Raw genomic sequence first — 25497 nt, 5'->3', positions numbered from 1 at the left:
AATTACACCTTCTCTGCTAAATTTTCACCGAACAAACCAGTCGGTTTGAACATGAGGACGACAATCAATAAGACAAATGTAAACACATCGCTGAACTCCGAATAACCGGCTGCCTTGATAAAGGTTTCCGAGAAACCGATGATGAAGCCGCCCACAACAGCTCCCGGGATACTGCCGATGCCGCCGAACACCGCTGCGATGAAGCACTTGAGGCCTGGCAGGGAACCCGCCAAAGGGAAAACGGATGGTCTCGGTGTAAAATACAGCATGGAACCTAATGCGGCTAGAAAACAGCCGATGATAAAGGTAAAGCTGATAACACTGTTGATTTTAATACCCATCAATTGTGCTGCTTCAAAATCCTTGGATACGGCTCGCATGGCCATACCAATCTTGGTATATTTGATTAGAAGCATCAACAGCACAACAAAGATGATGGTGATAATCGGTGTGATAAAGGTTACCAGGGAGGTGGAAACACTACCCAAGGTGATAGTCTGGTTCAAAATCGGAATAGATGGGTACTGCTTCGGCAAAGCGGAAAACAGGTACGTAGCTAGATTTTGAAGCAGATAGGAAACGCCGATAGCCGAGATCATAATAGACATTCTCGGGGCGCTTCGCAGAGGTTTATAGGCCAGTTTTTCGATGACCACCCCTAAAAGTACGGTGCTGACGATCATGATAACCATGGATATGTACCAAGGAATGTTATGATCTACCATAGCAAAAATCATGAAGTATGCGGCCATCATAAATATATCTCCGTGAGCAAAATTGATGAGCCTGAGTATTCCATACACCATGGTATAGCCGATGGCAATCAGCGCATAGATACTGCCAATGGATAGCCCCGCTAGGCAGTATGAAAAAAAAGCTGTTGCTGTCATGGTTTTAAAAGCCTCCTAATAAAGAAACAAAGCGGTGGAAGACACGCTTCTGCCTCCCTGCCGCATTTGTTTTGTCAGATTAATTTTTGTGAAAAAAGCTACAACTGAAATTGGAAATAATCCATTATTTCACTGTCTGGGTTTTAACAAACTTGAATTCCTTACTGGTCAAGGACTCTTGGTCTATTGTCTTGATGTAAGCGGTATCCTTAATGGCATCCCCGTTTTCATCGAAAGCAATGTGTCCTGTTACTCCGTCAAAGCTTACCTTCGTCAGCGCATCGCGGATGGCTACGGAAGTCAAATCACCTTCGGTACCGTCCAGGCTCTTCAACGCTTCGTAAATAGCAGTGTAACAATCATAGCCCAGCGCAGATACTGCAGCTACGGTGTCACTGTTAGCGTTGTAAGTAATATTCTTCGGATCTGAGTTCAAGTATCCTTTGAAGCCTTTTACAAACTCCGCAGAAACTGGATTGCTGACATCGTTTTCATCAAAGAAGGTGGACAGTGCCACACCTACGGCATCCTTAGAGATGATGGCTGCATTTTCCCACGTGTCGCCAGCCAGTACCTGCGCGGTAATTCCGTTTGAAGCCACCTGCGGCAGAATCAGCGTAGCCGTATTGATGGATGATGGGATAAAGATGCAGTCTGGATTTGCGGACTTAATCTTTGTCAGGATTGCATTGAAGTCTGATTCATTAGTCTGGTACGTTTCGTCGGCAACGATTGTGCCTCCCTGTGCTTCAAACGCTTGCTTGAAATAGCCAGCCAGGCCTGTGGAATAGTCGTCGCCATTCTGACTGATTACAGCGGCAGTCTTATATTTCGAATCAGTAGCATAAGAAGCCATAACCGTACCCTGGAATGGGTCCAGGAAGCAGGCTCTAAAGTAGAAATCATTTCCTAAAGTTACCTGTGGGTTGGTGCAAGAAGCACCTATGGCCGGAACGCCAGCTCCTGCAAAGGTATCTCCGGCAGCGATAGATACGCCAGAACCGTAGGAACCGATAACAGCGACAACCCCTTTACTAATCAGGGACTGAGCAGCAGTAACCGCAGCAGCCTTATCCGACTGGTTGTCTACTTCCTCTAATTGAATCTTATAAGTAGTGCCGTTGATATCTACGGTCGGCATCAACTGGTTGGCGTAGCGGGCACCCAGGACTTCCTGCATACCGCCGCCGCCATTCTCACCGGTAGTAGGTTCGAACACGCCGACTTTGATGACGTCTCCGGTGATGGTCACTCCCGTAACACCTGTGGACCCATCGCCGTCCGATCCCTTGGAACCGCAGCCGACAAGGGCCGCTGAAACGACCAAAATCAATACTAATAATAATGATAACTTCCTCATGATAATTTCCTCCTCAATATTCTATTCAGATACCTTCCATTGTACCTGTTTTCTACAGAAAAGTAAAGAAATTTTGGATGCAAAAACAAATAAAATTGTGCATACTTGTTTGGTTAAATAAAATTCAGACAATTCTTTTTATTTGATTTGCTGAGGTAAAATTTTGCTGTAATAAAGCAATACAGCCACTTTGAGGAGGTAGCTGTCAGTTCTTCTGAGAGAAAAATCGGGCTCCAGCCAACAGTGGCAGACACAGCAAAAACCACAAAAAAGTAAAAAGGGGGCAGATTTGCCCTAAAAAGTCAAAGGGCTGGTTGGAGTAATCCCATACATTAAAATGAAAGAACCGATTGACGATTAGGCCTACCGCTAGCTCATAGGCGGTGATGACCAAGGAACCAACCAGGGCCTTCAACAAAATTGGTGCCTCCCGATAAGTGTCGTTTAAATAGCAGAGGGTTAACAGGCAGGCCCCTCCGGTGACCAACATGGACCAGTGGGTATATCCTCGAAAGAGCACTTCAATAATACCATAACCTAAAAATCCTATAGTAAATATGATAAAGGATCGGAGAGGCTGAGCGTCTCTGACGGATTCTTCCATTAAATTATTCTGTTTTTTTCTTGCAAAATTCTCTTCCATGGACATAGTATCTGTGAAACAATAATTTTTCATACTGGTTAAAAGTACCGGCTGAGCTTGCCAGAAACAGTTGGTCCTGCAATTTGACATATAACCAATTCATGATAAAATAGGAAAATAAAAAAAGAAAAGGAGAACAAAAAAATGAAATTTAAAGCATATCACAGCTGTATTACCGTTTTAAATCTGGATAAATCATTGAAATTTTATGAGGAAGCTTTAGGCTTAAAGGTTATTCGCACGATAGAGGCTCCTGACGGCTCTTTTTCTATCGTGTTTTTAGGAGCACAAGAAGGGCAAGGCACACAAGAACCGATGCTTCTGGAATTAACTTGGTACAGGGACCGGAAAGAGCCTTACAACTTAGGTGACAATGAGTCGCATATAGGCTTTCAGGTAGATGATTATGAAGCGGCCTATAGCAAGCATAAAGAGATGGGCATCATCTGCTTTGAAAATCAGGATCTGGGCATTTACTTTATTGCTGATCCAGACGGATATTGGATGGAAGTAGTTCCTACCAGATAGAAAAGACCGCGGTATAATGATTTTTCCTTGAAATATGTTGTTTTGATTGGAGCATTTAGGGGTATGTATAAAATGAAACACTTAGAGCAAGGACCCGAAGCACGAATTTCACCATATGTATAAAAGCTATATTAAATGTAGAAAAACAAGCAAATGTCGAAATTAAAAGAAAAAGTAAGAAAAATGCTTAAAAAAGGGAGTTTCATGTTTCCTATAAAGGAATTATAATAAATGAAAAGTTAGAATATTCAGTCAATTCGAGAAGGAAGAGTTTTTTAAGCAAGTATTCGTGTAAGGGGGGGATAAAAATGAAACGAAGCTATAAGCTTTATGCTGCTTTCGGCAGCAATATGGACGTGTATAAGCGGTTTCGTATATGTCCTTTTGCAAAGCTGCTGGGAGTAGGCGTGCTGGAAGATTATAAGCTGACATTCAGAGGAAAAAATAAAGGCGTGATTAACATTGAGCCTTGTTCAGGGGGGACTTTGCCAGTAGTTTTGTGGTATATTACAAAGCACTGTGAGCGAGCGATGGACTTAGCGGGAAAGATTTCTGGTCGGTATGTGAAGGAGCAGGTTCAGGTGAAGTTCCGACGGGAGACTCTGGAGGCCTTGGTTTATGTTATGCCAGAGGAACGGCGCAGCCAGCCGGCCCAGCCCACCCCGTTTTACATAGAAACGCTGGTTCACGCGTATAATTCCAATGGGCTGATTAAGGACATCCTCTACGATGCGGTACAGGATACCCAACGGGAACTGTCTATAAAAAAATATGAAAGTCTTGGCGACTCAACTAGTTGCCATCCATTTCTTTAGCGGCGGCGGTTAATTAAACCGCCGTTTTGTTGTTTTTGAGAAGCTTCTTTAATAGACAAAATTATGCAAATTATTTGAATTTATTTCCTCAGTTATACTTAATGCCTTGCCAACAAAAGCTTGACTTTTCAACGTTTCAATGCTATATTGATACTGATGTGGATTATGGAATAATTTTACAGAAAGAACCATAATTCGACAATATTTGTGATTAAGCTGAATAGCAGCACGATTAGTAGCAAGGAGAAGTTGGTATGGTTTTCAAAGCGGCGGAAAGGTTTTTCTTGACCCTTGAAGTAGATATAGACAGTATGACCGTAGTTCTGATAAAGGATGGAAGAGAAGGTCGCACATACGATGCCAGCCAATATTTTCAGTATTTTGTAGAATATGGTGGACGGGACAACGATGTGGCACAGCTGCAAAAATACTTTTCGATGGAGTTCTTTCAAGACATGCTGGTGACTGGTAAAGGCAGCGAGACCTTTGAGTGCTGTATGCTGTTTGACGGAGAGGATTACAAATTTCTTAAGTGCGAAATAAAGCTGCTGGAGAGCAAAGATAGCAACATCATCAAAATTGTCATGGAGGATGTCTCTCATAAACGGGTGGAGCAGTTAGAGGATATACGGAAAAAAGAGAGAAAGAGGCCGCCAAAACCGTTTGTAGATAATTTTGGCATCAAGTTTGACCATCGAAAAGAATTGCACATGAGGCGCATGAGCAGGTATCGGGTTATTACAATAGCTATTTGCCTGCTGTGCATGACAGTTTCTTTGCTTTTCTTCTATAACCTTTACCACCAGCGGCTTATCAAGGTAGCTGATGCCACCCTACAGGATTGTCAAAACGCCAATCAGTTTATTGAGGGGGAACTGGAGGACATTTCTCACAATTTATTTACTTTGAAAAATCTCCTTTCTACTGTAGGCGGTCAGCTGGATAAGAAGCAAAGTCTCCAATACCTGATGGATGAGCAGATGGAATATGGATATGAAAGCATCTTCTTTGCCGATTCGGCGGGTCGGGTTTTATCCAACCAGGAAGGGGCTAAAGTAGCTGGATCAGGAGGAGTGACCAGCTTTAGTTATAGCCGGTCGGAAGGTATTTTTGTTGCTTCAGATTATTTTAATAGCAAAGCTTTTATCAGTTATAAAATACCAATGAAAGAATTAAAATTTGAAGGTCATAGCTACAACTCCTTGGTGACCATCTTAGATTTGCACAAGCTATGCAATTCCATCTTTACGGCAGGAGACTTGGAAGGTCAGGATTTGGTTATCGTAGATCAAACGGGCAATATCCTTTGGGGCAAAAGAGGGGAAATTCCTGAGCTGAAATCTCAAAAAAACTTTTTTGAATATTTAAGTCAACCTTCGCTGGAGCTGAATCCGGCATACAATCAAGCCGTTTTAATTGACCATTTGACGGATAAGCAGTCGGGGACCTTTGATTTTGTAGAGGACGGTCAGCGTCGGTTTGGCGCATACATGCCGCTGCCGATTGAGGACTTATATCTAATTAGTTTGGTAAAGGGGGAGACGTTACGTACAGAGGAGCTAAAGCTGCTGTTCGCTGGGCTTGCCTGGGGAGCCTGTTTGCTGCTCTTGTTGTCTGTATTCCGCTATCAGTCTAGACGGATTCAGGGAGAAAAGGCAGGCTTGGCGGAACTGGCCTATGTGGACGATGTGACTGGAGGCATGAACAGTTATTACTTTGATCTTCAGGCCAAGGAATTGGTGAAACAGGTCCAATGTCAGTATGTACTGGTGGACACGAATCTGCGGGATTTTGGGCAATACAGTGAACGATATGGGCACATCCGAGGAAATGAACTGATTCGCACGATGTTTCTGGGTATCGCTCAGCGGATTGATGGTGACGAGCTGCTCTGCCGTTATTATGCAGAGCACATGATGATTCTCATGAAGTATGAGGGAAAGGAGCAGTTGGAGAAAAGACTGGTTCAGATGGGCAAGTGCATTATAGAGACCAGCTTTAAATTGGAGTTTGGCGTTTGCGTCATCAGAGATGTGACCATGGATTTGGGCTTGATTAAGCGGCGGACAGCTTTAGCGCTAAAAGAGCAAAATGGAAAGAATCTGGAAAACGTAGTTGTTTCCTATTATGATGGGGAATTGTTGGAAAAGATTATCTTTGAGAAAAAGCTGGAGACGACCATGTATCGAGCTTTCAGAAACAGTGAATTTAAGATTTTCGTCGCCCCGCGTTACCAGTTGAAAAAGAGGTCTCTTTGTAATGGAGATGCTTATGCCGTGTGGATTCATCCGGAGAAAGGGCCGCTGATGCCGGAACAGTACTTGAGTGTTTTTGAACGGCGTGGATTGGTTATGCGCTTAGACACCTTCATATTTGAGGAGGTTTGCCGGCTGTTAAGGGAGCATCTGGACAAGGGAAGAGATTGCATGCCTATATCTATTACCCTTCATTGGAGCCATTTTAATGTGGAGGAATTTATAGATAAATTTAAGCGGATTAAAGAACGATACAATATTCCGGGAGAACTGCTCTCTTTTGAGGTGACGGAAGAATTGCTGTATGAGAAGTCATCCCTGTTAAGACAGCTTATCGACAGCATCCATGAGATGGGGTCTAGCTGCATCATTGGAGAATATCAGGGAAGAACCTTGTCTTTAGGGAAGATGAGTCAGCTTCCGGCAGATTATATCAAGTTTGGACCGAGCTTATTGACCCAGGACTTCCCGGCAGCCATGATTCGTTCCATCCTGGGTATGGTCCAATCTTTTCAGGCGGGCTCCATTGTCACCGGGGTGAGCGAGCAGTCTCAGCTGGCGTTTCTGATGGATTGCAACTGTGATGAAGCAAAAGGAGATATCTTTGCGAAAGATATCCCCCTACGTGATTATATTAATATTCTATAAAGATGAAACAAACTCTTTTATCAGAGTGCATTTGTTTGAGTCAAGCGCTCTTCCTTGGAAGGAAGCTGTGCTACAATGATGGCAGCAAACATCAGGATGCAGCCCAGAATTTCACGGCCCGACAGGACCTCGTGGAGTACAATCATACCAGCAAGAACAGCAAATACGGATTCCAGACTGAGGAGCAGGGATGCTACGGTCGGGTCCGTATCTTTTTGTGCCACAATCTGCAAGGTATAAGCTACGCCAGAGGAGAGTACGCCGGAATACACAATTGGCATCCAGGAGATGAGGATATTGTTAACAGTAGGCGTTTCTATGGCAAACATGACGATGCCCGACAGAAAGGCTACTACAAAGAACTGGATACAGGACATGCGCACGCCGTCTGTCTTTGGGGAAAAGTGGTCGATGATTAGAATGTGCATTGAAAATCCAAGGGAACAGAGGAGAATCAACAAGTCTCCCTTGCCAATGGTAAAGCCTTCCTTGATGCACAACAGATAAAGACCCAGAGCAGCCACAGCTACACAAGCCCAAATCACTGGACGGACTTTCTTTTTTAGGAAAAGTCCTAAAAGGGGAACGATAACTATGTAAAGGGCTGTGATAAAGCCGCCCTTTCCTGCGGTAGTGTACATAAGCCCTACTTGCTGCAAGGAACCAGCCACAAATAAGGCCAGGCCACAGCAAATACCGCCGGTAATCAGCACTTTTCGTTCTGCCTTTTTTTCTTCTTCTGTTTTCTCTGCTAATGGTACCTGTGGACGGTTCTTTTCTTCCAGCTTATCCAGCATGAATATGACCGGAATGAGAAAGACTGCTCCTACCAGATTTCGCACACAGGCAAAAGAGAATGGCCCTAGATTATCCATACCCTTGATCTGTGCAACGAAAGCGGAACCCCATATCAGGGCCGTCAACAGCAATAGAATATTAGCTCTTATTTTGCTATTCATATTACACTTCCTTTACTAAATAAATAGGAGTGGTCTTATATCATACAAGCAAAGCCGCCGTATGATTCAATAACCGCTTCCTTACAGCAACGCTGCCTATGAAAATACAAATCATCGCGCGTTTATTATAACATAGGGGTCCTTGCGATACAATAGAACTACCCTACATGCAGGCTGTCTACAGCAAAGTCCTGCTTCAATAGAGATGAAGCGGATCTTATATTTGCATTACAGCTATTGATATTATAAAATAGGGGTATTGAAAAGTAAAACTACAGTTTGTTGGTCTTATGTTAAGTTTTACTTAAGGAAAGGACGGGTGTGATGGACACTTCAAGATATAAAGCGTTTCTTACAGCAGCAGATACCGGCAGCTTGAAAAAAGCAGCCGACACGTTAGGTTATACACCATCTGGAGTAAGCCAGCTGGTAAAGGCACTGGAAGAGGAACTTGATATCATACTATTACAGCGTGGCAAAAAAGGGGTTACCCTTACACAAGAAGGGAGCATGCTGCTGCCCATCATACGAGAACTGCTCCTTCAAGAAAGTCGGTTATTTCAGCTATCGGCGGATATGAAAGGGTTGGCTATTGGAAATATAAACGTCGCTTCTTATCATTGCTTGGCGGCCGTATGGATGCCCGAGTTGATAAGCGGATTCTGCAAGAAATACCCAGGTATCCGGATTAAGCTTCTTGAAGGGACCCAGCAAGGAATTATGGGGTATCTTGATGCGAAGATTGCCGATGTAGCCTTTTTTAACGATTCACAGCCGATGAATTATGATTGGATTCCGCTGATGGAGGATCGAATGTTGGCTGTTTTACCTCAAAATCACCCATTAGCAGGGGAGACAGTTTTTCCGATTGAAGCCTTTCGGCATGAGCGGTTTATTATGCCGGAGCATGGCGAGGATTATGATGTTTTTGAAATCTTAGATCAATTTCAAATTACACCAGATATTTACCTTTCCACCTTTGATTCTTTTACAGCTATTGCTATGGTGGGTAAAGGGCTGGGGGTCAGCTTAATGAATGAAATAAGCATACAAGATTGGCGAAAAGATATTATCGCATTGCCCACAGAGCCGCCTTATGTGATTAAGATGGGGATTGCACTTCCTTCCCTGAATAATGCATCTCCGTCTGTGAGAAAGTTTGTCGAGTATGCGGTGGAGATTCTCACAAAGGCATTATAACCTGGAGATATTTATGATACAATGAAAGCTATAGAGCATACGCGGGACTAAACGAGAGTAGGAGAACAGAAACATGAATGTTTTTATCAGCGGCGGCTGTAAGAATGGCAAGTCGATGTACGCCCAGACCATCGCCAGAGAGATGGCCAAGGAACAGGATAAGGTGTCGTACTATCTGGCCACTATGAGGCCAACGGATGAGGAAGATTTAAAGCGGATTGATCGGCATATCAGTGAGCGGGAAGGGTGGGGCTTTACCACCCTGGAACAGAGTGAGAACATTCTGTGCTGCTTGAAGCCAGTGTCAGAGGGACAGCTCCTAGAGAAACCTTGTCAGAGCGGGGCTGAAGAGAAAGCAAATCCGGCAGGTGTATTTCTTTTGGACAGCGTGACGGCGCTTCTGTCTAATGAGATGTTCAAAGCAGACGGAAGCATGGATTTGGATGCCGGAATTCGGGTTGCGGAGGAACTGCGAGAGTTTGCTCGGCGCACAGGTAATACCGTCTTCGTTTCGGATTATATATATGGGGAGGCAGCTGCTTACGATCCTTTGACAGAAACCTATCGAAAAAGTTTGGCTCTCATTGACCGAACCTTGGCAGAGGCTTGCCAGCGGGTCATGGAGGTGTCTTTTGGTAATGTGGTGGAATATAAGACGTTTTAGCAGATGACAAGGAGTATTTGATGAAGTATTTAACGGCTTTTTTTATGGCTTGGGGTAATTTTTTTGCGGTGCCCTGCCCTTGCAAGTGGTGGGACAATGAGTTGAGGCGTTTGCAGCTGGTCTTTTTTCCACTGATTGGCCTTTTGATGGGGGGCTTGTGGTACGGCTTGTATTGGGTCATGGCTCTGGTGGGAATCCCTCTGCCTTTGCAGGCGGCAGTACTGGCAATTTATCCGTTTATCATTAGCGGATTTATTCACTTGGATGGGTTCATGGACTGCTGTGATGCCATTCTATCTCGGAGAGATTTGGCGGAACGTCAGCGGATTTTGAAAGATTCCCATGTGGGCGCTTTTTCCGTGATTAGTGTGGCCATTCTGTTTCTCCTATCTTTCGCTGCTGCTTGGTGTGCGGTGGATCCGGCAGCTGGACCCATGGAGGACGTTTCCTGGAAATTGACCGGGTTGGTGGTCATACCCTTGGTATCCAGGGCATGCTCCGGTTATGGGGTACTAAACTTCGTACCGATCGGTCACAGCCAGTACAAGGCCAGCTACGACCAGCAGATCAACAGGAAGTATGGTATTGTGCTGAACCTGATGATAGCAGCGGCGATTCTGTTGCCGGCATTTTTGCTAAAGCAAGGGCTGACAGCAGCCATTGCTGCCGGCATTACTGTCATCGTTCATCACCTGATGATGGGTCATGGCAGACGGCAGCTGGGGGGCATGAGCGGTGACATATCTGGCTATGCCCTGACAATAGCTGAATGTGCAGGTTTACTAACGTTAGCTGTTTTATAAGCAGAGAGTTGACAGGAGACAGAGAAATTCAAATCAGGCAGGTAACAAAAGGAGGAGTCTACAAATGGAGATAATCGTTGGTGGTGTATACCAGGGCAAACTGGACTACGTCAAAAATCAATTTCATATAAAGGAAGACGAAATTTTTTATTGCAGCAGAGAAAGTGACACAGTGGAACTGGACTTTTCTAAAAAGGTGATTTACGGGCTGGAGGAATTTACTTATGCTTGTACAGCCCAGGGCTTGGAGGCTAGTCAGTATTTGCGGGAGCATGAGCAGGCACTGAAGGATAAGATTCTGATCTGTGCGGACATCTCTCAAGGGGTAGTCCCTATGGACAAGACCCTGCGGGCTTGGCGAGAGATGAATGGCCGGGCGCTGATTTATCTATGCGGTCAGGCTCAGCGGGTGACGCGGATTTTCTGCGGTCTGCCACAAGTGCTGAAAGGAGTGGCTGCGCCAGCCATGACCAAACCGGCGCAACGGGTTTCCTACATTCACATCATTCGCCATGGCACTACAGAGGGGAATGTAAAACGGTGGTATTATGGGCAATCAGACCTACCGTTGCTGGAAGAAGGGAAGGAATTGCTGGCTGCCTTAAAGGCTGACAGCATTTATCCGAGAGTCGATGGAGCAGACTTTTATACCACAGGCATGCTCCGAACGGAGGAGACCTTTCAGATTATTTTTGGGGAGCAGGAGCACGGAGTGCTAGAAGAACTGCGAGAAATTTCCTTTGGGGATTATGAGCGGTTTACCTATGAGGAATTGAAGGAGCTCCCGGAATATCAGCAGTGGATTAGTGATGAGACAGGGGAGCTAGGCCCTCCGAACGGAGAGAGCAGGCAGGTCTTTCAAAGCCGGGTACTTCAGGGATTTAAGAAACTGGGCGATTTGCATCAGTTAAAGGAACTTTCTACACGCCATTCTGGCAAGGAAGCCCACTCCGTGGTAGTTTGTCACGGAGGCGTTATTGCCGAGGTCATGGCTGACTGTTTTCCAGAGGAGGATAAACACTTTTATAAGTGGATACCCGATCCTGGTCACGGCTATACCCTTCGCATGGAAGATGGAAAGCCAGTGTCTTATCAGGCATTTTAAAAAAAGAAAAGCGAAGATAAAAGCATTTTATTTTAGATCAATAGGAAGAGAAAGCAGTCGCCTTAAAGTTGAAGGGAGACTGCTTTTTAGGTGGCGGAATTTTGCGGATGTTCCCAGGCCATACAGTTGAAATCAATAAAATGACAGTTCACTACATTCCACTTGAATTTCAGTTACAGCAAAGGTATTCTTAAAATGGTGTATTACGCAATATAAGCGAGGGGTGTATTTTGATTAGAATAGCAATATGTGATGACGATAGCAATATGATAGGCGAATTAAAAGATAAGCTCATCACTTATATGGATGAGAAGCACCAGAGGGCTCAAATACGCTCCTTTTCTAGTGGAGAAGACTTGCTTTCAAGTGATGAAAGTTTTGATATCGTTTTTCTTGATATACAGATGACAGGGATGAACGGTATGGAAGCCGCAAGAAGATTAAGACAGTCCGGCTCCGAAAGCTTTTTTGTTTTTGTTTCTATTCTTAAAGAATATGTCTATGATGCTTTTTCCGTGGAAGCATCCGGTTTTTTATTAAAACCTTTAGATGATTGTCGTTTTAGAGCCACGCTAGACCGTCTTCTTCGCTCCATTCAAAATCAACAAAGCTCTATTTTGACTGTCCAAAAGGGCACATGGTGCAAATCCATCCCCTTTGTTGACATTTTGTATTGTGAAGCCATTAACAGAAAAATTTTTGTTCACACCAAGCAGGAAGTGATTGACTATTATTTCAAAATGAAAGAATTAGAGAAGAAACTGACCCCCGACTTCTTCTGCTGTCATCGCAGTTATCTGGTAAACCTCCGGGCTGTCTGCGGTTATGAAAAAGGTTTGGCGAAGTTAAGTAATGGAGAGAATCTGCCGGTTTCAAGGCTACGCCAACAGGAGTTTATGGAAGCCATGTTGACGTATATGAAGAAAGGGGACAAATAAAATGCAGATAACTGAACTATTCAGCGGCTGGCTGGATTTTATTTTTTTCTTTTGTATATTAAATGCTTGCCTGGCTTGGTTGGAAATCTCCTTTTTCAGCAAATTTACAAGTTGCACAGCAACGTGGTGTCATCATGCAGGCTATGTGCTGATTATTTACTCCTTGGCGGTGACTGAAATGCATTTTCAGTTTTCTTTTCCGATGGCTACAGCCTTTGAATTGGCGGCCCTCTTTTTATTTGGATGGCTAGTCTTAAAATGCCAGCCAGCCTTATCTGCCATTACAACTGTATTAGCAATTTGCATCATGCAGGTTTCAAACGGCATCTTTCAATCTTTGTTGAGCATTGTTTTTACAACCTTGTTTTCCTATACCAGTATACTGATGGCCGCTAGTGGTCTGAGTGTCATGGTAGTTGTGTTCTTTTCTTATCGACTGGTTTTAACGTGGCTGAATGGCAGACGAATCTTTCTGTTACAGTATGTTTTGGTTCTTCTGTTGCCGATTTTTTTCGTGCTTCTTGTCATGCAGCACGTCTTTGCAGCATATGGCAACATGGTTGTCATCAACCCAGAGGGAACCAGAATTTTTCCTAATGTGAATGACTGGACCATGTTAGGCATTCAAATCGCTGCATACTTCTGTTTATTTGCCGTTCTTTTTGCCTATAAGAAATTGTCAGAAGGCTTTGAACTGCAAATGCGGAACGCACTTTTGGAGCAACAGGTGCACACTCAGGCCATTTCTATTCAAGAGATGCAACTGCGTTATGAACAGACTCGGGCATTTCGCCATGATCTAAAAGGACATTGGACCGTATTGGGTGGATTTTTAAAAGAAGGAGAAAGCCAAAATGCTTTAGAATACCTAGGTAAGTTGACGAGCTTTTCTGACCAACTTTCTTTTCCTTGTCAAACTGGAAATATTGCTTTAGATATGTTATTGACAAATAAATTAGGGTTAGCTCGCCAGAAGGGTATCGATGTGAATTGCACTGTAAAAATTCCTGGGGGTAATCTCCTAGATGCTTTGGACTTGTGTATTGTATTTTCAAATGCGGTGGATAATGCCATAAATGCGTGCAGCTCTGTAGTGCAATCTAATAGATATCTGACGCTTTCGGCTGTACAAAAAAGTGGATTCTTTCTGATTGAGATTGAAAATAGCCGTACAGATAAGATGATGCCTACCAAAGGTTCTGGGATTGGACTAGAGAGTATAAAAGCGGTGGTAAAAAAATATCAAGGTACGGTGCGTATAGAAAAAAACTTACAAATGTTTCGCTTAAATATCCTTTTTGTCATTCCACGACAACCAGACGACATCTGATTACAAAGCCATTGAAATGCACTAACATAGCAGATATATTCAGAGTATCTTTAAAAACAAAGGAGAATTTACGATGAATATCAGCAGTATGGGAGCCGTTTCACCTCGATATCCAAATGCGGCAGGCATCAGCCCAAATGTCACGGGAGGTGATACCAGAGATACAGAACAGCAGATTAAAAAACTAGAGAAGGAAAGAAGCAAGCTTGAAAAACAGCGAGAGGAGGAGAAAAATCCTTTTGCAGCACAGCAGAGCGAAGAATATGCCAATTTGCAAAAGAGGATTGAAGAGTTGAACAAGCAGATTCAGCAGCTAAAAGCAGAAGCTGCTTCTGAGAAGAAGAGTACGGAACAGCAAAAGCCAGACTCTGCTTCTAATCCTGCAAGGAATGCACTTGATACCTATATTTCCAGCAGGGATAATCCAGAGGAATCTGCTGGCCTATATCGGTTGGATAAAGACGGAGAAGGGGAGCAAAAGATTGTTTCAAAAGCTGTCAGTCCAACGTCAAATTTCATAAATTTGACCTAAGAAGTGAACCGAGACCGCATAATGAAAAAGGCCTACGGGGCTTGCGAGAAAGCCTAAGAGAATACAAGATAAAGGCGTATAGGGGAGAAAGACAACCAATACAAGAAAATAACCGGCAGCAGAAATCACCCCTGGTACAAGCAGTTTCTTGAAGAGAAAGCTTAACCATTGAAAAAGGATGCTGATAAATAAAATAGCGCAGGCTGGCGTGAAAAGAAGTACATTGCCTCACATTTTTTCATAAGAAAAAATCACAGAGGTCGTGGTATCCAGCCCTGTATACATAGCGATAAGTGCTAGAACTGCCCATAGCCCCAGCCATATTTTTAATCCCTTAAACATATCCATCCCCTTAATGTTGCGGACTAGAACGTCATGTGATGATTTCTACATATTATAGTCCGGCGATTGCTTTTATATCGGCTTCTAAATATTTTAGGTACTCTTTAGATAATAAGCTTAAGGGCTCAGAAAGTAAAGAAATATATCCAAGGTGTAAGGGGTGGGGAAAGTCTTTTAAGGGAATTGCTACTATTTCGCCCAGACCTTTATGAAATATATCGGCATTGCTGTTGGTTAAATCGGGACCAATGCTAAAGCACGTGCCATTGCGAACCAGTGCAATTTTAGTGCAGCGGTCGCTCACATGTATATTTCTATTCAACAGTTTGTAGAAAAGCATTTCCTCCGTAAAATGGGATATGTCAATTTCTTGATCATAGGTGACAAATGGATAGGGTTCCAGCGCTTCCACAGAAATACTTTTTTTAGAAGCAAGAGGATGGGAAGCATTAATAAAGACATAAGGTTTTAACTGATGGATTTCATTAAAGCAGAGCTTACAGCTGGCAAGTACCTTTTTGATGGAACGAAGGTGAGTATGATGGATAGAAAGAATACCCAGTTCGCTTCGGCGGTTAGCAACATCCTGGATGACGGAGTAGGTCGGGCATTCTCGAATGGCGATATCGTAGGACTCTAAGTCTAAGGTATTCATTAATTGTGTAAAGGACCGTACGGCAAATGGAAGGCGTTGTGTTGAAACAGAAAAGCGCATGGGCAGATATTTTCGATAGCGATACCGCTGTTCCAGCTGCTCGGATTGATAAACAATTTCTTTGGCATATTTTAAGAAATCTTCTCCGTCCGCAGTCAGTGTGACACCTCGATTGTTGCGATAAAATAAAATGATACCTAGATTTTTTTCCATTTCTTTTATTGCGGTGGATAAAGTGGACTGAGAAATAAATAGCACTTTAGCAGCTTCTGAAAAAGACTGATGATTAGCCGTTTCTATTATATATTTCATGGATTGTAATGTCATAAAATACTCCTCTCTTGGGGTTTCTTCTTCTTATGTAAGTATTATATTATCAAAAAAATTGATAGCCCACAATGGAGAATGTCTATTGTGGGCTGGATTGTATGTTCTGTTGTCTTATGATACAATGAAAAAAATAGATAGAGCTATTGTATGGAAATCGGTGAAAATCCGATGCGGTACCGCCACTGTGAAGAGGAGTCGTTGCAACTGATAAAGAATATTGACACTGGAATATCATTCTGGGAAGTCATTGCAGCGTACAGAGAATCTAAGCCAGGATACTTCGATAGTTTTGAATTAACGACCTGACGGATTATTGGGAAAGTTGAATTTGGCTTTGTTTTATCGTTTCATACTTGGAATAGATTCAAGTCTAAAATAAGAAAAATAAAACTCCGTATCCGAAAGATGCGGAGTTTTTGTGTGTCATGAGAGGAAAACAAGATGGACAACTGGAATGGTAACCTGCTGGGGTACGGCGATTATAACTATTTGTTGAATTATTTAAAGGAAATAGCAGGAGGAATTAACGTGAAAAAAGGATTTAGTAAATTATTTTTAGTGGTTTTAAGCATTTGTTTGCTTGTGGGGTTAAATGGCTGTGGAAACAGCGATTTAAAGGCAGAAGATAAAGTGCAGACCCGTGTAATTGTGGATGCGGCAGGCAATCAAGTTGAAGTTCCTATGGAGGTAAAAAAAATAGGAGTGGTGCCCATTCCTTGGGCATCGGTTATATATTGTATTGATAATTCTTCCGCACGTTTAAGTGCGATGAACCCATCTGCCATGCAAGCATATAAGGGTCATTTTCTGGAAAGCATGGACCCGGAATATGGTAATATTTCAACGGCATGCATAGGCAGTGATTTGTCGATTAATATGGAAGAGACGGCAAAGAATGGTGTAGAGGTCATGATTATTTGGGATTATCAGGAGGCGGAAGCTGCTCAGCTAAAGGAAGTTGGAATCGCCCCGATTATGATAAAAAATGAAACCATTGATGAATTGCAGACCAGTATGAAAATCATTGGAGAATTATTGGGAAAGGAAGAACGAGCCCAGCAATTTATTGATTCCTATACGAAAACCTATGAATATATGAAAGCGAAACAAGAAGCCGTAAAGACGGCAGATAAACCGAGAGTTTTATATTTGCGAGATGCTCAATTAAAAATCCAGGGAAATGATAACTTTATGCGAGAAGCCTTAGAGCTGGCAGGAGCAGATAACGTTGCGTCTCAAGTGAAGAGTAATGCCACCATGGAAGAAATTCTAGCCTGGGATCCAGAAATCATTTTTTTAAGTAATTTTGATGAATTTGAGCCGGAAGATTTATATAAAAACACCATTCCGGGCCAGGATTGGAGTAGCATTTCGGCAGTAAAAAATAAGAAGGTATATAAAACACCTTTAGGTATATATCGCTGGGATGCACCAGGTGTAGAAACTCCTTTGATGATGAAATGGATGGCACAGATTATTCAGCCGGATATTTTTAACGATGAGGACGTGGAAACAGAATTGACGGCATATTATAAAGATTATTTTAATTATAAATTATCGGCAAAGGACATGGCTCTAATTTTAAGTGAAGATGCAAATAAACAAAGCCAGTAGGATAGGTGAATGGATGTATAAGAAAAAACAGAAATGGCCTTATCCGCTGCTCATCATCATGTTGTGTGCCCTTTTAGGTTTAATCGTCGTGTTGTCGGTCAGCATCGGCCGATACCATATCATGCCCTTACAGGTGATAAACATTTTGCTCGCTCAGCTGATTCCGATTCATCAGACCTGGACGGATCAGTGCGAGAGTATTATTTTTACCTTACGGCTTCCGCGAATCATGGCGGCAATCTTGGTAGGCGGAGCCCTGGCTCTGTCGGGAACTTCATACCAAGGGATTTTTCAAAATCCCTTGGTTTCTCCGGATATTTTAGGGGTATCTGCGGGGGCCTGTATTGGAGCGTCCTGTGCAATCTTAGGGGGAGGCGGAAATGGGCTGATACAGATTTGTGCCTTTTTAGGCGGATTCTTAGCCGTTATGTTGACCACAACCATCCCCAAAATATTAAAGAACAATTCCATGATGATGCTTGTACTTTCAGGAATCATCGTCGGCGGAATGATGAATTCCATTATGGGACTGATTAAATATGTGGCTGACCCGGAGACACAACTGGCATCAATTGTTTACTGGCAGCTGGGAAGCTTAGCTCAAGTGACATCCAAAGAAATATATGTAGTAACCCCAATTATTCTGGTAGCTGCAAGTATTTTATATCTGCTTAGATGGCGGATTAACATTTTATCTTTGGGAGAAAGAGAGGCTAAGACCCTGGGTATGGACACCACTTTTTTGAGAGGTGTGTTGATAATCTGTTCCACCTTATTGACGGCTAGTGCCGTGTGCATAAGTGGAACTATCGGCTGGATTGGACTGGTACTTCCCCATTTGGGAAGAATGATTGTGGGGCCCGATAATGTAAAGCTAATTCCTGTAGCTGCAATCTTAGGCGCCATCTTTATGGTTGCCATAGATACGATAGCAAGGGTCAGCAGCAGCTCAGAAATACCACTGGGCATTTTAACGGGACTAATTGGCGCACCTTTTTACTTTTACTTATTACTAAAACAAAGGAAAGATTTACGATGATATTGAGGGTTAAAGGTGTTGAATTTTCTTATGAAAACAAAAAGAAAATTCTTTCAGATGTTAATTTTGAGTTAGATAAAGGCAGTTTTCTTACCATCCTAGGACCGAATGGTGCGGGGAAATCAACCTTGCTAAATTGCATTACAAACCTGCTGAAACCCACAAGAGGAGAGCTTTGGTTAAAAGACCAGCTTATGTGCGGTATGGATTTGAAACAAGTAGCCAAAACTATTGCTTATGTACCGCAAGTGCATATTCCAACTTATGAATTTACCTCCTTGGACTTTGTTGTAATGGGTCGTTCTCCCCATTTAGGGATGTTTCAAAAACCCACAAAAGCAGATTATGATATTGCAAAAGCAGCGTTGGTTCAGCTAGACAGCATGGAACTGGCCGAGAAGCCTTATACCAAATTAAGCGGAGGCGAAAGACAACTGGTAACCATTGCCCGAGCCATCGCCCAGGAGGCCGAATTAATTGTTTTTGATGAACCGACAGCGTACTTAGACTATGGCAATCAGATTCGGATACTTAAACTGATAAAGACGTTAACCCAGCGCGGTTATAGCGTTATTATGACAACGCATTCGCCAGATCATGCCTTTCTTTTAGGGGGCAAGATCGGCATTTTGGATTATCATGGTGGCCTTCAAATTGGCGCCGCCGAAGAGGTGTTACAAGAAGAAGTCTTGGCCAGAATATACGGAACAGATGTAAGAGTTATCTACGTTAAAGAGCTGGGCAGAAGCGTCTGTGCCGCCAGCTTAGCAGGCTTTCTTTAAAGCCTGCTATTTTTATGGAAAGCCAGCCTGACATTTTCCTTCAAAGGGTTATCGTATACTTAGGCTAACCGGGGGGAGAATCGACTTTGTCCCTGTTTTGTGGTATAATTTATTTGTAAAAAAGTTTAATTGGACATTTTGTGTCAATAGCGGGAGGTCTATTGTTACATAAAAGATATGTAATTTTAAAGAGAAAGGAGCTGGTATCTTGCAACAGGACAAGGAAATCAATGTGGGAATTGGGTTTGCAACAGGACGTAAAAGTTTTCAGCGAATATTGAAAACTAATATCTATAACTGGCGCGAAAGCGGATTGACAAAAGAAAGAAACATACGTTTAAACCTATTGGCTGCATATGATTTGAAGTATTCGAACACAAAAGCTAAAGACTATACTAATGTCAGTGCGAAATTGTTGGATTTGATTGATGACACTTATTTTATTGGCAAATCGGCAATTCAAGCAGAAATTGATTATCTGATACAGGAAAATGTTATTAATCAGGAAGAAGGTCGATTAGTTTTTGGAAGAGGCTATGCGGCAAAACGTAATATAGTGCTGTATACTGCCCTGAAAAATAATATGGATTATCTTGTCTTTCTGGATGATGACGAATATCCAATGGCTGTTACCAATACTCATTCTTCTGCTATATGGGGTGGTCAGCATGTGCTGGCGACTCATTTGCAAAATATTGAAGAGGCAGATATCACAAATGGACATCACTGCGGGTATGTCTCGCCCATTCCGTATATTGAGTTTAATGATATTATGACAGAACAGGATTTTCGTCTGTTTATTGAAGCAATAAGCAACGATATTATCAATTGGGATAATGTGCACTCGGTAATGAAAAACGGTGGCGTTACTTATGCAGATACGAAAATTTTAGTGAGTAATGAAGTAGAAGAAGTGCAGGAGATAAATAATACAAAATTTATATCCGGCGCAAATTTGTGTATTAATCTAACCAAACCAGACAGGGTAAGCCCATTTTACAACCCACCTGGTGCGCGAGGTGAAGATACTTTTTTGAGTACTTGCTTAAGCCAACGGAAAGTGTTGCGCGTACCCTGCTATACTTTCCATGACGGGTTTTCCACTTATAATCATCTGATGGATGGCGTGCTTCCCATTAAGTTAAAGTATATTCAAGCGGACTCAGCAGCGATTGCTACCCGCTTTTATCTTGCTTGTATTGGTTGGATTCGATATAAACCCCTTCTGCTGTATATTACACAGCGAGAATGTTATGAAGAGAAGATTGAAGAGATGCGTGAACACCTTGCTGCTACACTTCCTAAAGTATGTGCCTATTTTGAGCGGGAGGAGTTTAGCAATATTTCTAAAGAACTGGAACATTACCATAGGAATGTAAAAAAACATTACCAGCAATATATTGAAACACAGCAAATTTGGGCAAGGATTTGCGAATTCCTTGCGGACAAGCATCCCTACCAGCCCTGAAAAAATAGACATGTTCCATATGATATCTACTGACTGACCCATACAAAGAGCGTGTCGAAAGAAGCTGATTACAGAATGTAATTGGCTTCTTTCATTGTACGATGTTCATTAAAATTAGGATTTGAGATTATTTATAGTTAGAAAAGGCCAATATAGGGAATCCTATATTGCAGAATCAGGCAAGTCTTATGGATAAGCCTTACAGTAAATTCGAATTTGGACAAATAAATTTGATTTCTATAGAGCTGATTGTGGCGATTTTGTCCGGAAGGAGATAGGAGTGACTTATGAAATATAAATCGAAACGGCAATTAATACTTTCTGTATTTTTCACAGTAGTGTTTCTTATAAGTGCGAATTCCGCATTTGCAGCGGAAGACGCGATACCGGCCATTGATATTGATGTTATTGTGCAAGGTGATGGTTCTGCGGTTATAACAGAGATGTGGACGGTACGCGGTGTGTCCAGTGGAACAGAGTATTATAAGGCACTGAACAACATGGAAGGGATGAGCGTTCACTCTCTGGTTGTCAAGGATGAGTCGGGAAAGCAATACAGAACGCTGGATAACTGGAATACAGACCTTTCTAGAGAAGAAAAGGCCAATACCTGTGGCATATTGAAAACCTCCGAGGGGTATGAACTTTGCTGGGGGATTGGCAGCTATGGGGACCATCAATACACCATTCAGTATGTGGTAGAAGGCTTGGTGAAGAATTACGGCGACTACGCTGGATTTTATCATCAATTTCTAGGAGATCTTTCAAGTGCGCCAGAGGCTTTTTCTGTTAAAATACGGGCAGCAGATACTGCCTTGACAGAAAAGAACGCCCGTATCTGGGGATATGACTTTCCGGGAACCGTAAATATTGCAGGGGATGGCAGTCTCACGGCTTTTTCCTCGGAACCTTTAGATGGCGGGGACTCGGTGAAGCTGCTCTGCCGTTTTGACAAGGGATTATTCCCGCTGGCCGCCACCGCAGAGATGTCTTTTGAAAATCTGCAAAAATCCGCAGATAATGATAACTCGAATACGATTGCTTATGTATTTCTTGCGGGGTTAGGGGTTGTAATTGCTGTAGCTGGTATCTTGACTGCTTTCTTTTTTTCGCGATATAAGCTGGCAGACGGTACCACGGCAAAGCTAGGCGGAAAGAAGCAGCTAGAAAGCACCTGGTCAATTCCTTTCGGGGGCAGTATTTCAGCGGTATATGCTGCAATGGGTTTGCTGCGCAAAGGAATTGCCAGTGACAAGCTGATGGGTGCCTATCTTGTCCGTTGGCAAGAGGCAGGTGCTATCAGCCTCGAGGAGCGGCAAACAAATAACCATAAAGGCAAATCAAAAACGGAGGAGGTCATTGTTTTTCATCCGGAGAAAAAGCCTGCCGAGGAATTGGAGAGAACCTTGTATGATCTTCTAATCAGAGAGGCAGATTCGGATGAAATTCTTTGGAACTCCCATATAGAAGAAGCTGCGGAAAGGTTGCATGAGAAGCTTACAATATGGGCGGAAGATGTGAAACGAGCAGGTGAAAAAGAATTAATCAATTGGCATGTGGCGGAAGCGGATAAAAAAGGTGTTCTCCGATTTACGGCCTCGGGGTTTGACCGGGCCGTTAAAGTGTTGGGATTCCAGAAGTATTTGGCAGAAATGCATAAGCTAAAGGAAGACAATACTGCTACAAGAAAGCTGTGGGGCGATTATCTGGTGTTTGCCGCTTTATTTGGAGTGGGTGAGCAGGTGTTAAATAAAATGAAAGCGCTTGATCCAGTCTACTTTGATACTTTCGCAGGTATGTACGGCTATAATTCTTACCGGATGATGTACTTTATGGCTATGACAAATCATATTTCAAGCAGTACAACACCAAATACAAACGGAACTGGCGGTGCTGCCGGTTTCGGCGGCGGTGGAGGGTTTTCAGGCGGCGGCGGTGGAGGAAGCCGATAATGCTTTGAAATCTGCCATTTTACCATGAGGGCTTGCATATCTTGGTTGACAGGTAAACAAGTCTGTGATATATTGGTTAGAACAATTGAAAAACTCGTGAGGGAGTAGTTGACGCACAATGTGCGTGGCAAGTCAACATACTGACTGATTGCAGTCTGGCTTGTCTTAAATAACGAGACTCATGTATAACTTTAATGGCTATACATGACATCGTATCATCTCTCAATGGATTTTGTCTTTAACTCAGGTGTAGCCGTGAAGGTTATGCCTGAGTTTTTTCAATGTGTAAATATTTTCACAAATTGGAGGACAAGAAAATGGGTTTAACAGCATTAATTTTTTCATTGGGTGCGGTGGTTTTGGCCGAGATGGGTGACAAAACACAGCTTTTGGCAATGGCCTTTGCAACAAAGTATAAGGCGACCAAAGTGCTGATCGGCGTGTTTGTGGCAACCATCTTAAATCACGCATTGGCTGTAGGGGTTGGGCATCTGCTGACGCGGTTTTCTGCGGCTCAAGTTTGGATTCAAGGAATTGCGGTACTATCTTTTATCTTTTTCGGCTTATGGACGATTCGAGGGGATAAACTAGAAGGCGAAGAAAATCGGACAACAAAATTCGGCGCTATCGCCACGGTCGCTATCGCGTTCTTTATTGCGGAAATGGGGGACAAAACGCAGTTGACTACAGTCGCTCTGGCTACACGTTTTCCTACGAGCCCGATTTGGATACTGTTGGGTACGACCATGGGCATGTTAATCGCGGATGGTATCGGAATTATCGTCGGAGTTGTTTTATGTAAGAAGATACCAGAGCGAAAAATAAAGCTTATATCTGCTGCTGCTTTTATTTTCTTTGGTTTGTTAGGAAGCTATCAAGTTATGAGAAACGACTTAGATCTGAATACGGATATCATTGTATTAATTATGACGACTCTTTATGCACTGACTGCTGCCGCCGCAATCTATCTAATGAGAAAAAATTCAGCAACCCCGATGGAAGATATAAGTGCGCTGTCATGTCCTGTACGAAAAACGAATCAGCTGGAGTAATAAGAACAAGTTTTGCAGAATGTCAAAGATGAAGGAGGATAATATGACGAATCATAAACTAGACAATCCTAAACGGATTGACGAATTAAATCCGGCCAATACGCTGAGGCGGATTGGTTTAAAGGCAGGAGATTCTTTTGGTGATATCGGAGCTGGGACTGGAATTTTTTCCTTTGAGGCGGCTGAACGGACTAAAGCCAACGTCTACGCAGTAGAAATATCTCCGGAAATGCTGGCTATATTGCAAAATAAAAAACATGAACGAAACACAGAAAACATTATACTGAAAAAAGATATTCGGGAGATTCCTTCCGCTTGTTGTCAGAGGGTGCTCCTTTGCACCGTTTTACATGAACTGAGTGAGCCGGAGGACATGCTGGATGAAATAAAACGGATTCTTACCAGTGACGGGATTGTGGCAATCATTGAATTTCATAAAAAGCAGACTCCTATGGGGCCGCCGATTGAACACCGGATAAGCTCCGAACAAGTCGAGGAAGAATTCTTACAGCACGGCTTCAGCAAGATGGACTATTTTGAGCTGGGAGAGAATTTTTACCTCCTGCTGTTCTCGAAAACAAAAAATGCGTGATATAATAATAGGAGATTATCGGAATAAGCATTATAATATGGCAAAGCATGTCTCATGTAGCAGGAGGATTTCATGCAGATAAATCGTTTTTTTGAGCTGATATATATACTTTTGGAGAAACCTACCGTGACCGCAGTGGAGTTTGCTGAGCGCTTTGAGGTGTCGGTGAGAACCATATACCGGGATGTAGAAGCGCTTTCTCAGGCAGGTGTACCGATTTACATGAGGAAGGGCAAGGGGGGCGGCATATCTCTTTTGCCAGACTTTATCCTCAATAAAACATTCCTCACAGAGGCCGAAAAGAGCGAAATTCTTTCTTCTATGAGAGCGTTTGCTGCCGTAAATCTGGCGAGCAACAAGACAGCACTGGATAAGCTTAGCTGTATGCTGGGCGGACAAAATGCGGATTGGATTGAAGTTGATTTTTCGTCATGGGGCTATTTTGAAAAGGATGGAGCGTATTTTTCTATGCTGAAAAATGCCATCATTGAAAAATATGCCGTCACCTTTCTTTATGCAAGCGGAAAGGCTGAAAAGTTGCTGCGGGAGGTTCTGCCGCTGAAAATGGTGTTTAAAGGAGCAGCGTGGTATCTTTACGGGTTCTGCACTCTGCGCAAGGATTATCGCTTTTTTAAACTGAGAAGAATCACGGAGCTTGCTATCACACCAGTGGGTTTTGAGTTGAATGCTCCCGCTAATGTGCTAGAAGATCAACAGCTTGATTGTGCGTGCTTTGTAAAGACAAGGCTGCGAATTTCGCAAGAGATGGCCTTTCGGGTTTATGATGAAATTAGCCAGTATGAATTAACGGACAATGGTGATTTTATATGTGAGCTTTTTCTACCCGATATGGGAACGATTTGTGCTTATGCCGCCTCCTTTGGTGAGTACTGCACCATTCTTTCCCCAGATGAGGCTGCTTCCCAGATGAAATGCAGGCTGCAAAATTCCTTACAGAATTATTTATAACATGACATTCTGTTGTCATATTAGTGGGGTTA

23 protein-coding genes and 1 riboswitch are annotated in these 25497 nt (G+C 42.9%); of the genes, 18 read left to right on the top strand and 5 right to left on the bottom strand.

The features are described 5' to 3' along the window. Window positions 1–2: 2 nt before the first annotated feature. From Ami103574_RS14020 to Ami103574_RS14010, 3 genes are all read right to left on the bottom strand, one after another. Entirely contained in the window at window positions 3–890 is an 888-nt protein-coding gene (locus tag Ami103574_RS14020; protein ID WP_163067582.1) for a branched-chain amino acid ABC transporter permease, read from the bottom strand. Between the two features lie 124 nt (window positions 891–1014). Then, window positions 1015–2250 carry an ABC transporter substrate-binding protein gene (locus Ami103574_RS14015; RefSeq protein ID WP_330587102.1) on the bottom strand — a complete coding sequence of 412 codons (1236 nt, stop codon included), beginning with the start codon at window positions 2248–2250 and terminating at the stop codon, window positions 1015–1017. A gap of 205 nt (window positions 2251–2455) precedes the next feature. After that, window positions 2456–2983: a putative ABC transporter permease gene (locus Ami103574_RS14010; RefSeq protein WP_163067581.1), complete on the bottom strand. Its 528-nt coding sequence runs from the start codon at window positions 2981–2983 to the stop codon at window positions 2456–2458. A gap of 54 nt (window positions 2984–3037) precedes the next feature. On the opposite strand from Ami103574_RS14010, the gene Ami103574_RS14005 reads away from it, so the two are divergent. The 3 genes from Ami103574_RS14005 to Ami103574_RS13995 all read left to right on the top strand — a co-directional run bounded on the left by Ami103574_RS14005 (window position 3038) and on the right by Ami103574_RS13995 (window position 7139). Continuing rightward, the gene (locus Ami103574_RS14005) at window positions 3038–3421 is read left to right on the top strand and encodes a VOC family protein (protein WP_163067580.1); all 384 of its coding nucleotides are present in this window, start codon (window positions 3038–3040) and stop codon (window positions 3419–3421) included. 308 nt (window positions 3422–3729) lie between these two features. Further along, window positions 3730–4236, top strand: coding sequence for a gamma-glutamylcyclotransferase family protein (locus Ami103574_RS14000; protein ID WP_163067579.1), 507 nt, complete (start codon window positions 3730–3732; stop codon window positions 4234–4236). A 254-nt stretch (window positions 4237–4490) separates the two neighbouring features. Continuing rightward, entirely contained in the window at window positions 4491–7139 is a 2649-nt protein-coding gene (locus tag Ami103574_RS13995; RefSeq protein ID WP_163067578.1) for an EAL domain-containing protein, read from the top strand. 20 nt (window positions 7140–7159) lie between these two features. On the opposite strand, the gene Ami103574_RS13990 is transcribed toward Ami103574_RS13995, so the two are convergent. Next, window positions 7160–8098 carry a DMT family transporter gene (locus Ami103574_RS13990; protein WP_163067577.1) on the bottom strand — a complete coding sequence of 313 codons (939 nt, stop codon included), beginning with the start codon at window positions 8096–8098 and terminating at the stop codon, window positions 7160–7162. A 324-nt stretch (window positions 8099–8422) separates the two neighbouring features. Here Ami103574_RS13990 and Ami103574_RS13985 point away from each other — a divergent pair, with 324 nt between their 5' ends. The 7 genes from Ami103574_RS13985 to Ami103574_RS13955 all read left to right on the top strand — a co-directional run bounded on the left by Ami103574_RS13985 (window position 8423) and on the right by Ami103574_RS13955 (window position 14670). Beyond that, a complete protein-coding gene (locus tag Ami103574_RS13985) occupies window positions 8423–9298 on the top strand; it encodes a LysR family transcriptional regulator (RefSeq protein WP_163067576.1) in 876 nt (291 codons plus the stop codon). A 73-nt stretch (window positions 9299–9371) separates the two neighbouring features. After that, entirely contained in the window at window positions 9372–9962 is a 591-nt protein-coding gene (locus Ami103574_RS13980; protein WP_163067575.1) for a bifunctional adenosylcobinamide kinase/adenosylcobinamide-phosphate guanylyltransferase, read from the top strand. Between the two features lie 20 nt (window positions 9963–9982). Next, window positions 9983–10765: an adenosylcobinamide-GDP ribazoletransferase gene (locus Ami103574_RS13975; RefSeq protein ID WP_163067574.1), complete on the top strand. Its 783-nt coding sequence runs from the start codon at window positions 9983–9985 to the stop codon at window positions 10763–10765. A 64-nt stretch (window positions 10766–10829) separates the two neighbouring features. Beyond that, window positions 10830–11870 carry a histidine phosphatase family protein gene (locus tag Ami103574_RS13970; RefSeq protein WP_163067573.1) on the top strand — a complete coding sequence of 347 codons (1041 nt, stop codon included), beginning with the start codon at window positions 10830–10832 and terminating at the stop codon, window positions 11868–11870. A gap of 230 nt (window positions 11871–12100) precedes the next feature. Next, window positions 12101–12808 carry a LytR/AlgR family response regulator transcription factor gene (locus Ami103574_RS13965; protein WP_163067572.1) on the top strand — a complete coding sequence of 236 codons (708 nt, stop codon included), beginning with the start codon at window positions 12101–12103 and terminating at the stop codon, window positions 12806–12808. A gap of 1 nt (window position 12809) precedes the next feature. Further along, entirely contained in the window at window positions 12810–14138 is a 1329-nt protein-coding gene (locus tag Ami103574_RS13960; RefSeq protein ID WP_163067571.1) for a sensor histidine kinase, read from the top strand. A gap of 73 nt (window positions 14139–14211) precedes the next feature. Continuing rightward, entirely contained in the window at window positions 14212–14670 is a 459-nt protein-coding gene (locus Ami103574_RS13955) for a FlxA-like family protein (protein WP_163067570.1), read from the top strand. 394 nt (window positions 14671–15064) lie between these two features. On the opposite strand, the gene Ami103574_RS13950 is transcribed toward Ami103574_RS13955, so the two are convergent. Next, window positions 15065–15994 carry a LysR family transcriptional regulator gene (locus Ami103574_RS13950; protein ID WP_163067569.1) on the bottom strand — a complete coding sequence of 310 codons (930 nt, stop codon included), beginning with the start codon at window positions 15992–15994 and terminating at the stop codon, window positions 15065–15067. A 152-nt stretch (window positions 15995–16146) separates the two neighbouring features. Continuing rightward, window positions 16147–16276: riboswitch (cobalamin riboswitch) on the top strand. 162 nt (window positions 16277–16438) lie between these two features. On the opposite strand from Ami103574_RS13950, the gene Ami103574_RS13945 reads away from it, so the two are divergent. From Ami103574_RS13945 to Ami103574_RS13910, 8 genes are all read left to right on the top strand, one after another. Continuing rightward, the gene (locus Ami103574_RS13945) at window positions 16439–17611 is read left to right on the top strand and encodes an ABC transporter substrate-binding protein (protein ID WP_207710503.1); all 1173 of its coding nucleotides are present in this window, start codon (window positions 16439–16441) and stop codon (window positions 17609–17611) included. Between the two features lie 13 nt (window positions 17612–17624). Further along, the gene (locus Ami103574_RS13940) at window positions 17625–18650 is read left to right on the top strand and encodes a FecCD family ABC transporter permease (RefSeq protein ID WP_163067568.1); all 1026 of its coding nucleotides are present in this window, start codon (window positions 17625–17627) and stop codon (window positions 18648–18650) included. Next, window positions 18647–19432 carry an ABC transporter ATP-binding protein gene (locus tag Ami103574_RS13935; protein ID WP_163067567.1) on the top strand — a complete coding sequence of 262 codons (786 nt, stop codon included), beginning with the start codon at window positions 18647–18649 and terminating at the stop codon, window positions 19430–19432. The genes Ami103574_RS13940 and Ami103574_RS13935 overlap by 4 nt, the downstream gene beginning before the upstream one ends. A gap of 208 nt (window positions 19433–19640) precedes the next feature. Continuing rightward, the gene (locus Ami103574_RS13930; protein ID WP_163067566.1) at window positions 19641–20900 is read left to right on the top strand and encodes a hypothetical protein; all 1260 of its coding nucleotides are present in this window, start codon (window positions 19641–19643) and stop codon (window positions 20898–20900) included. A 287-nt stretch (window positions 20901–21187) separates the two neighbouring features. Next, entirely contained in the window at window positions 21188–22852 is a 1665-nt protein-coding gene (locus Ami103574_RS13925) for a DUF2207 family protein (protein WP_163067565.1), read from the top strand. A 317-nt stretch (window positions 22853–23169) separates the two neighbouring features. Continuing rightward, window positions 23170–23904 carry a TMEM165/GDT1 family protein gene (locus tag Ami103574_RS13920; protein WP_163067564.1) on the top strand — a complete coding sequence of 245 codons (735 nt, stop codon included), beginning with the start codon at window positions 23170–23172 and terminating at the stop codon, window positions 23902–23904. A 43-nt stretch (window positions 23905–23947) separates the two neighbouring features. Beyond that, window positions 23948–24496 (top strand): class I SAM-dependent methyltransferase, encoded by a 549-nt coding sequence (locus tag Ami103574_RS13915; protein WP_163067563.1) that lies wholly within the window; start codon window positions 23948–23950, stop codon window positions 24494–24496. 72 nt (window positions 24497–24568) lie between these two features. Then, window positions 24569–25465, top strand: a complete 897-nt coding sequence (locus tag Ami103574_RS13910; protein WP_163067562.1) for a helix-turn-helix transcriptional regulator — start codon at window positions 24569–24571, stop codon at window positions 25463–25465. Window positions 25466–25497 lie beyond the last annotated feature (32 nt).

This window comes from Aminipila butyrica, assembly GCF_010669305.1.
GTDB classification, from domain to species: Bacteria; Bacillota; Clostridia; order Peptostreptococcales; family Anaerovoracaceae; genus Aminipila; species Aminipila butyrica.
The sequence above is the reverse complement of the archived record's forward strand: the minus strand, read 5'-3'. Positions and strand labels throughout refer to the sequence as shown.

Bases quoted from the DNA above. Each gene is read 5' to 3' on its own strand.
- Ami103574_RS14020 (WP_163067582.1), bottom strand. From the start codon at position 890: ATGACAGCAACAGCTTTTTTTTCATACTGCCTAGCGGGGCTATCCATT.
- Ami103574_RS14015 (WP_330587102.1), bottom strand. From the start codon at position 2,250: ATGAGGAAGTTATCATTATTATTAGTATTGATTTTGGTCGTTTCAGCG.
- Ami103574_RS14010 (WP_163067581.1), bottom strand. From the start codon at position 2,983: ATGTCAAATTGCAGGACCAACTGTTTCTGGCAAGCTCAGCCGGTACTT.
- Ami103574_RS14005 (WP_163067580.1), top strand. From the start codon at position 3,038: ATGAAATTTAAAGCATATCACAGCTGTATTACCGTTTTAAATCTGGAT.
- Ami103574_RS14000 (WP_163067579.1), top strand. From the start codon at position 3,730: ATGAAACGAAGCTATAAGCTTTATGCTGCTTTCGGCAGCAATATGGAC.
- Ami103574_RS13995 (WP_163067578.1), top strand. From the start codon at position 4,491: ATGGTTTTCAAAGCGGCGGAAAGGTTTTTCTTGACCCTTGAAGTAGAT.
- Ami103574_RS13990 (WP_163067577.1), bottom strand. From the start codon at position 8,098: ATGAATAGCAAAATAAGAGCTAATATTCTATTGCTGTTGACGGCCCTG.
- Ami103574_RS13985 (WP_163067576.1), top strand. From the start codon at position 8,423: ATGGACACTTCAAGATATAAAGCGTTTCTTACAGCAGCAGATACCGGC.
- Ami103574_RS13980 (WP_163067575.1), top strand. From the start codon at position 9,372: ATGAATGTTTTTATCAGCGGCGGCTGTAAGAATGGCAAGTCGATGTAC.
- Ami103574_RS13975 (WP_163067574.1), top strand. From the start codon at position 9,983: ATGAAGTATTTAACGGCTTTTTTTATGGCTTGGGGTAATTTTTTTGCG.
- Ami103574_RS13970 (WP_163067573.1), top strand. From the start codon at position 10,830: ATGGAGATAATCGTTGGTGGTGTATACCAGGGCAAACTGGACTACGTC.
- Ami103574_RS13960 (WP_163067571.1), top strand. From the start codon at position 12,810: ATGCAGATAACTGAACTATTCAGCGGCTGGCTGGATTTTATTTTTTTC.
- Ami103574_RS13955 (WP_163067570.1), top strand. From the start codon at position 14,212: ATGAATATCAGCAGTATGGGAGCCGTTTCACCTCGATATCCAAATGCG.
- Ami103574_RS13950 (WP_163067569.1), bottom strand. From the start codon at position 15,994: ATGACATTACAATCCATGAAATATATAATAGAAACGGCTAATCATCAG.
- Ami103574_RS13945 (WP_207710503.1), top strand. From the start codon at position 16,439: ATGGACAACTGGAATGGTAACCTGCTGGGGTACGGCGATTATAACTAT.
- Ami103574_RS13940 (WP_163067568.1), top strand. From the start codon at position 17,625: ATGTATAAGAAAAAACAGAAATGGCCTTATCCGCTGCTCATCATCATG.
- Ami103574_RS13935 (WP_163067567.1), top strand. From the start codon at position 18,647: ATGATATTGAGGGTTAAAGGTGTTGAATTTTCTTATGAAAACAAAAAG.
- Ami103574_RS13925 (WP_163067565.1), top strand. From the start codon at position 21,188: ATGAAATATAAATCGAAACGGCAATTAATACTTTCTGTATTTTTCACA.
- Ami103574_RS13920 (WP_163067564.1), top strand. From the start codon at position 23,170: ATGGGTTTAACAGCATTAATTTTTTCATTGGGTGCGGTGGTTTTGGCC.
- Ami103574_RS13915 (WP_163067563.1), top strand. From the start codon at position 23,948: ATGACGAATCATAAACTAGACAATCCTAAACGGATTGACGAATTAAAT.
- Ami103574_RS13910 (WP_163067562.1), top strand. From the start codon at position 24,569: ATGCAGATAAATCGTTTTTTTGAGCTGATATATATACTTTTGGAGAAA.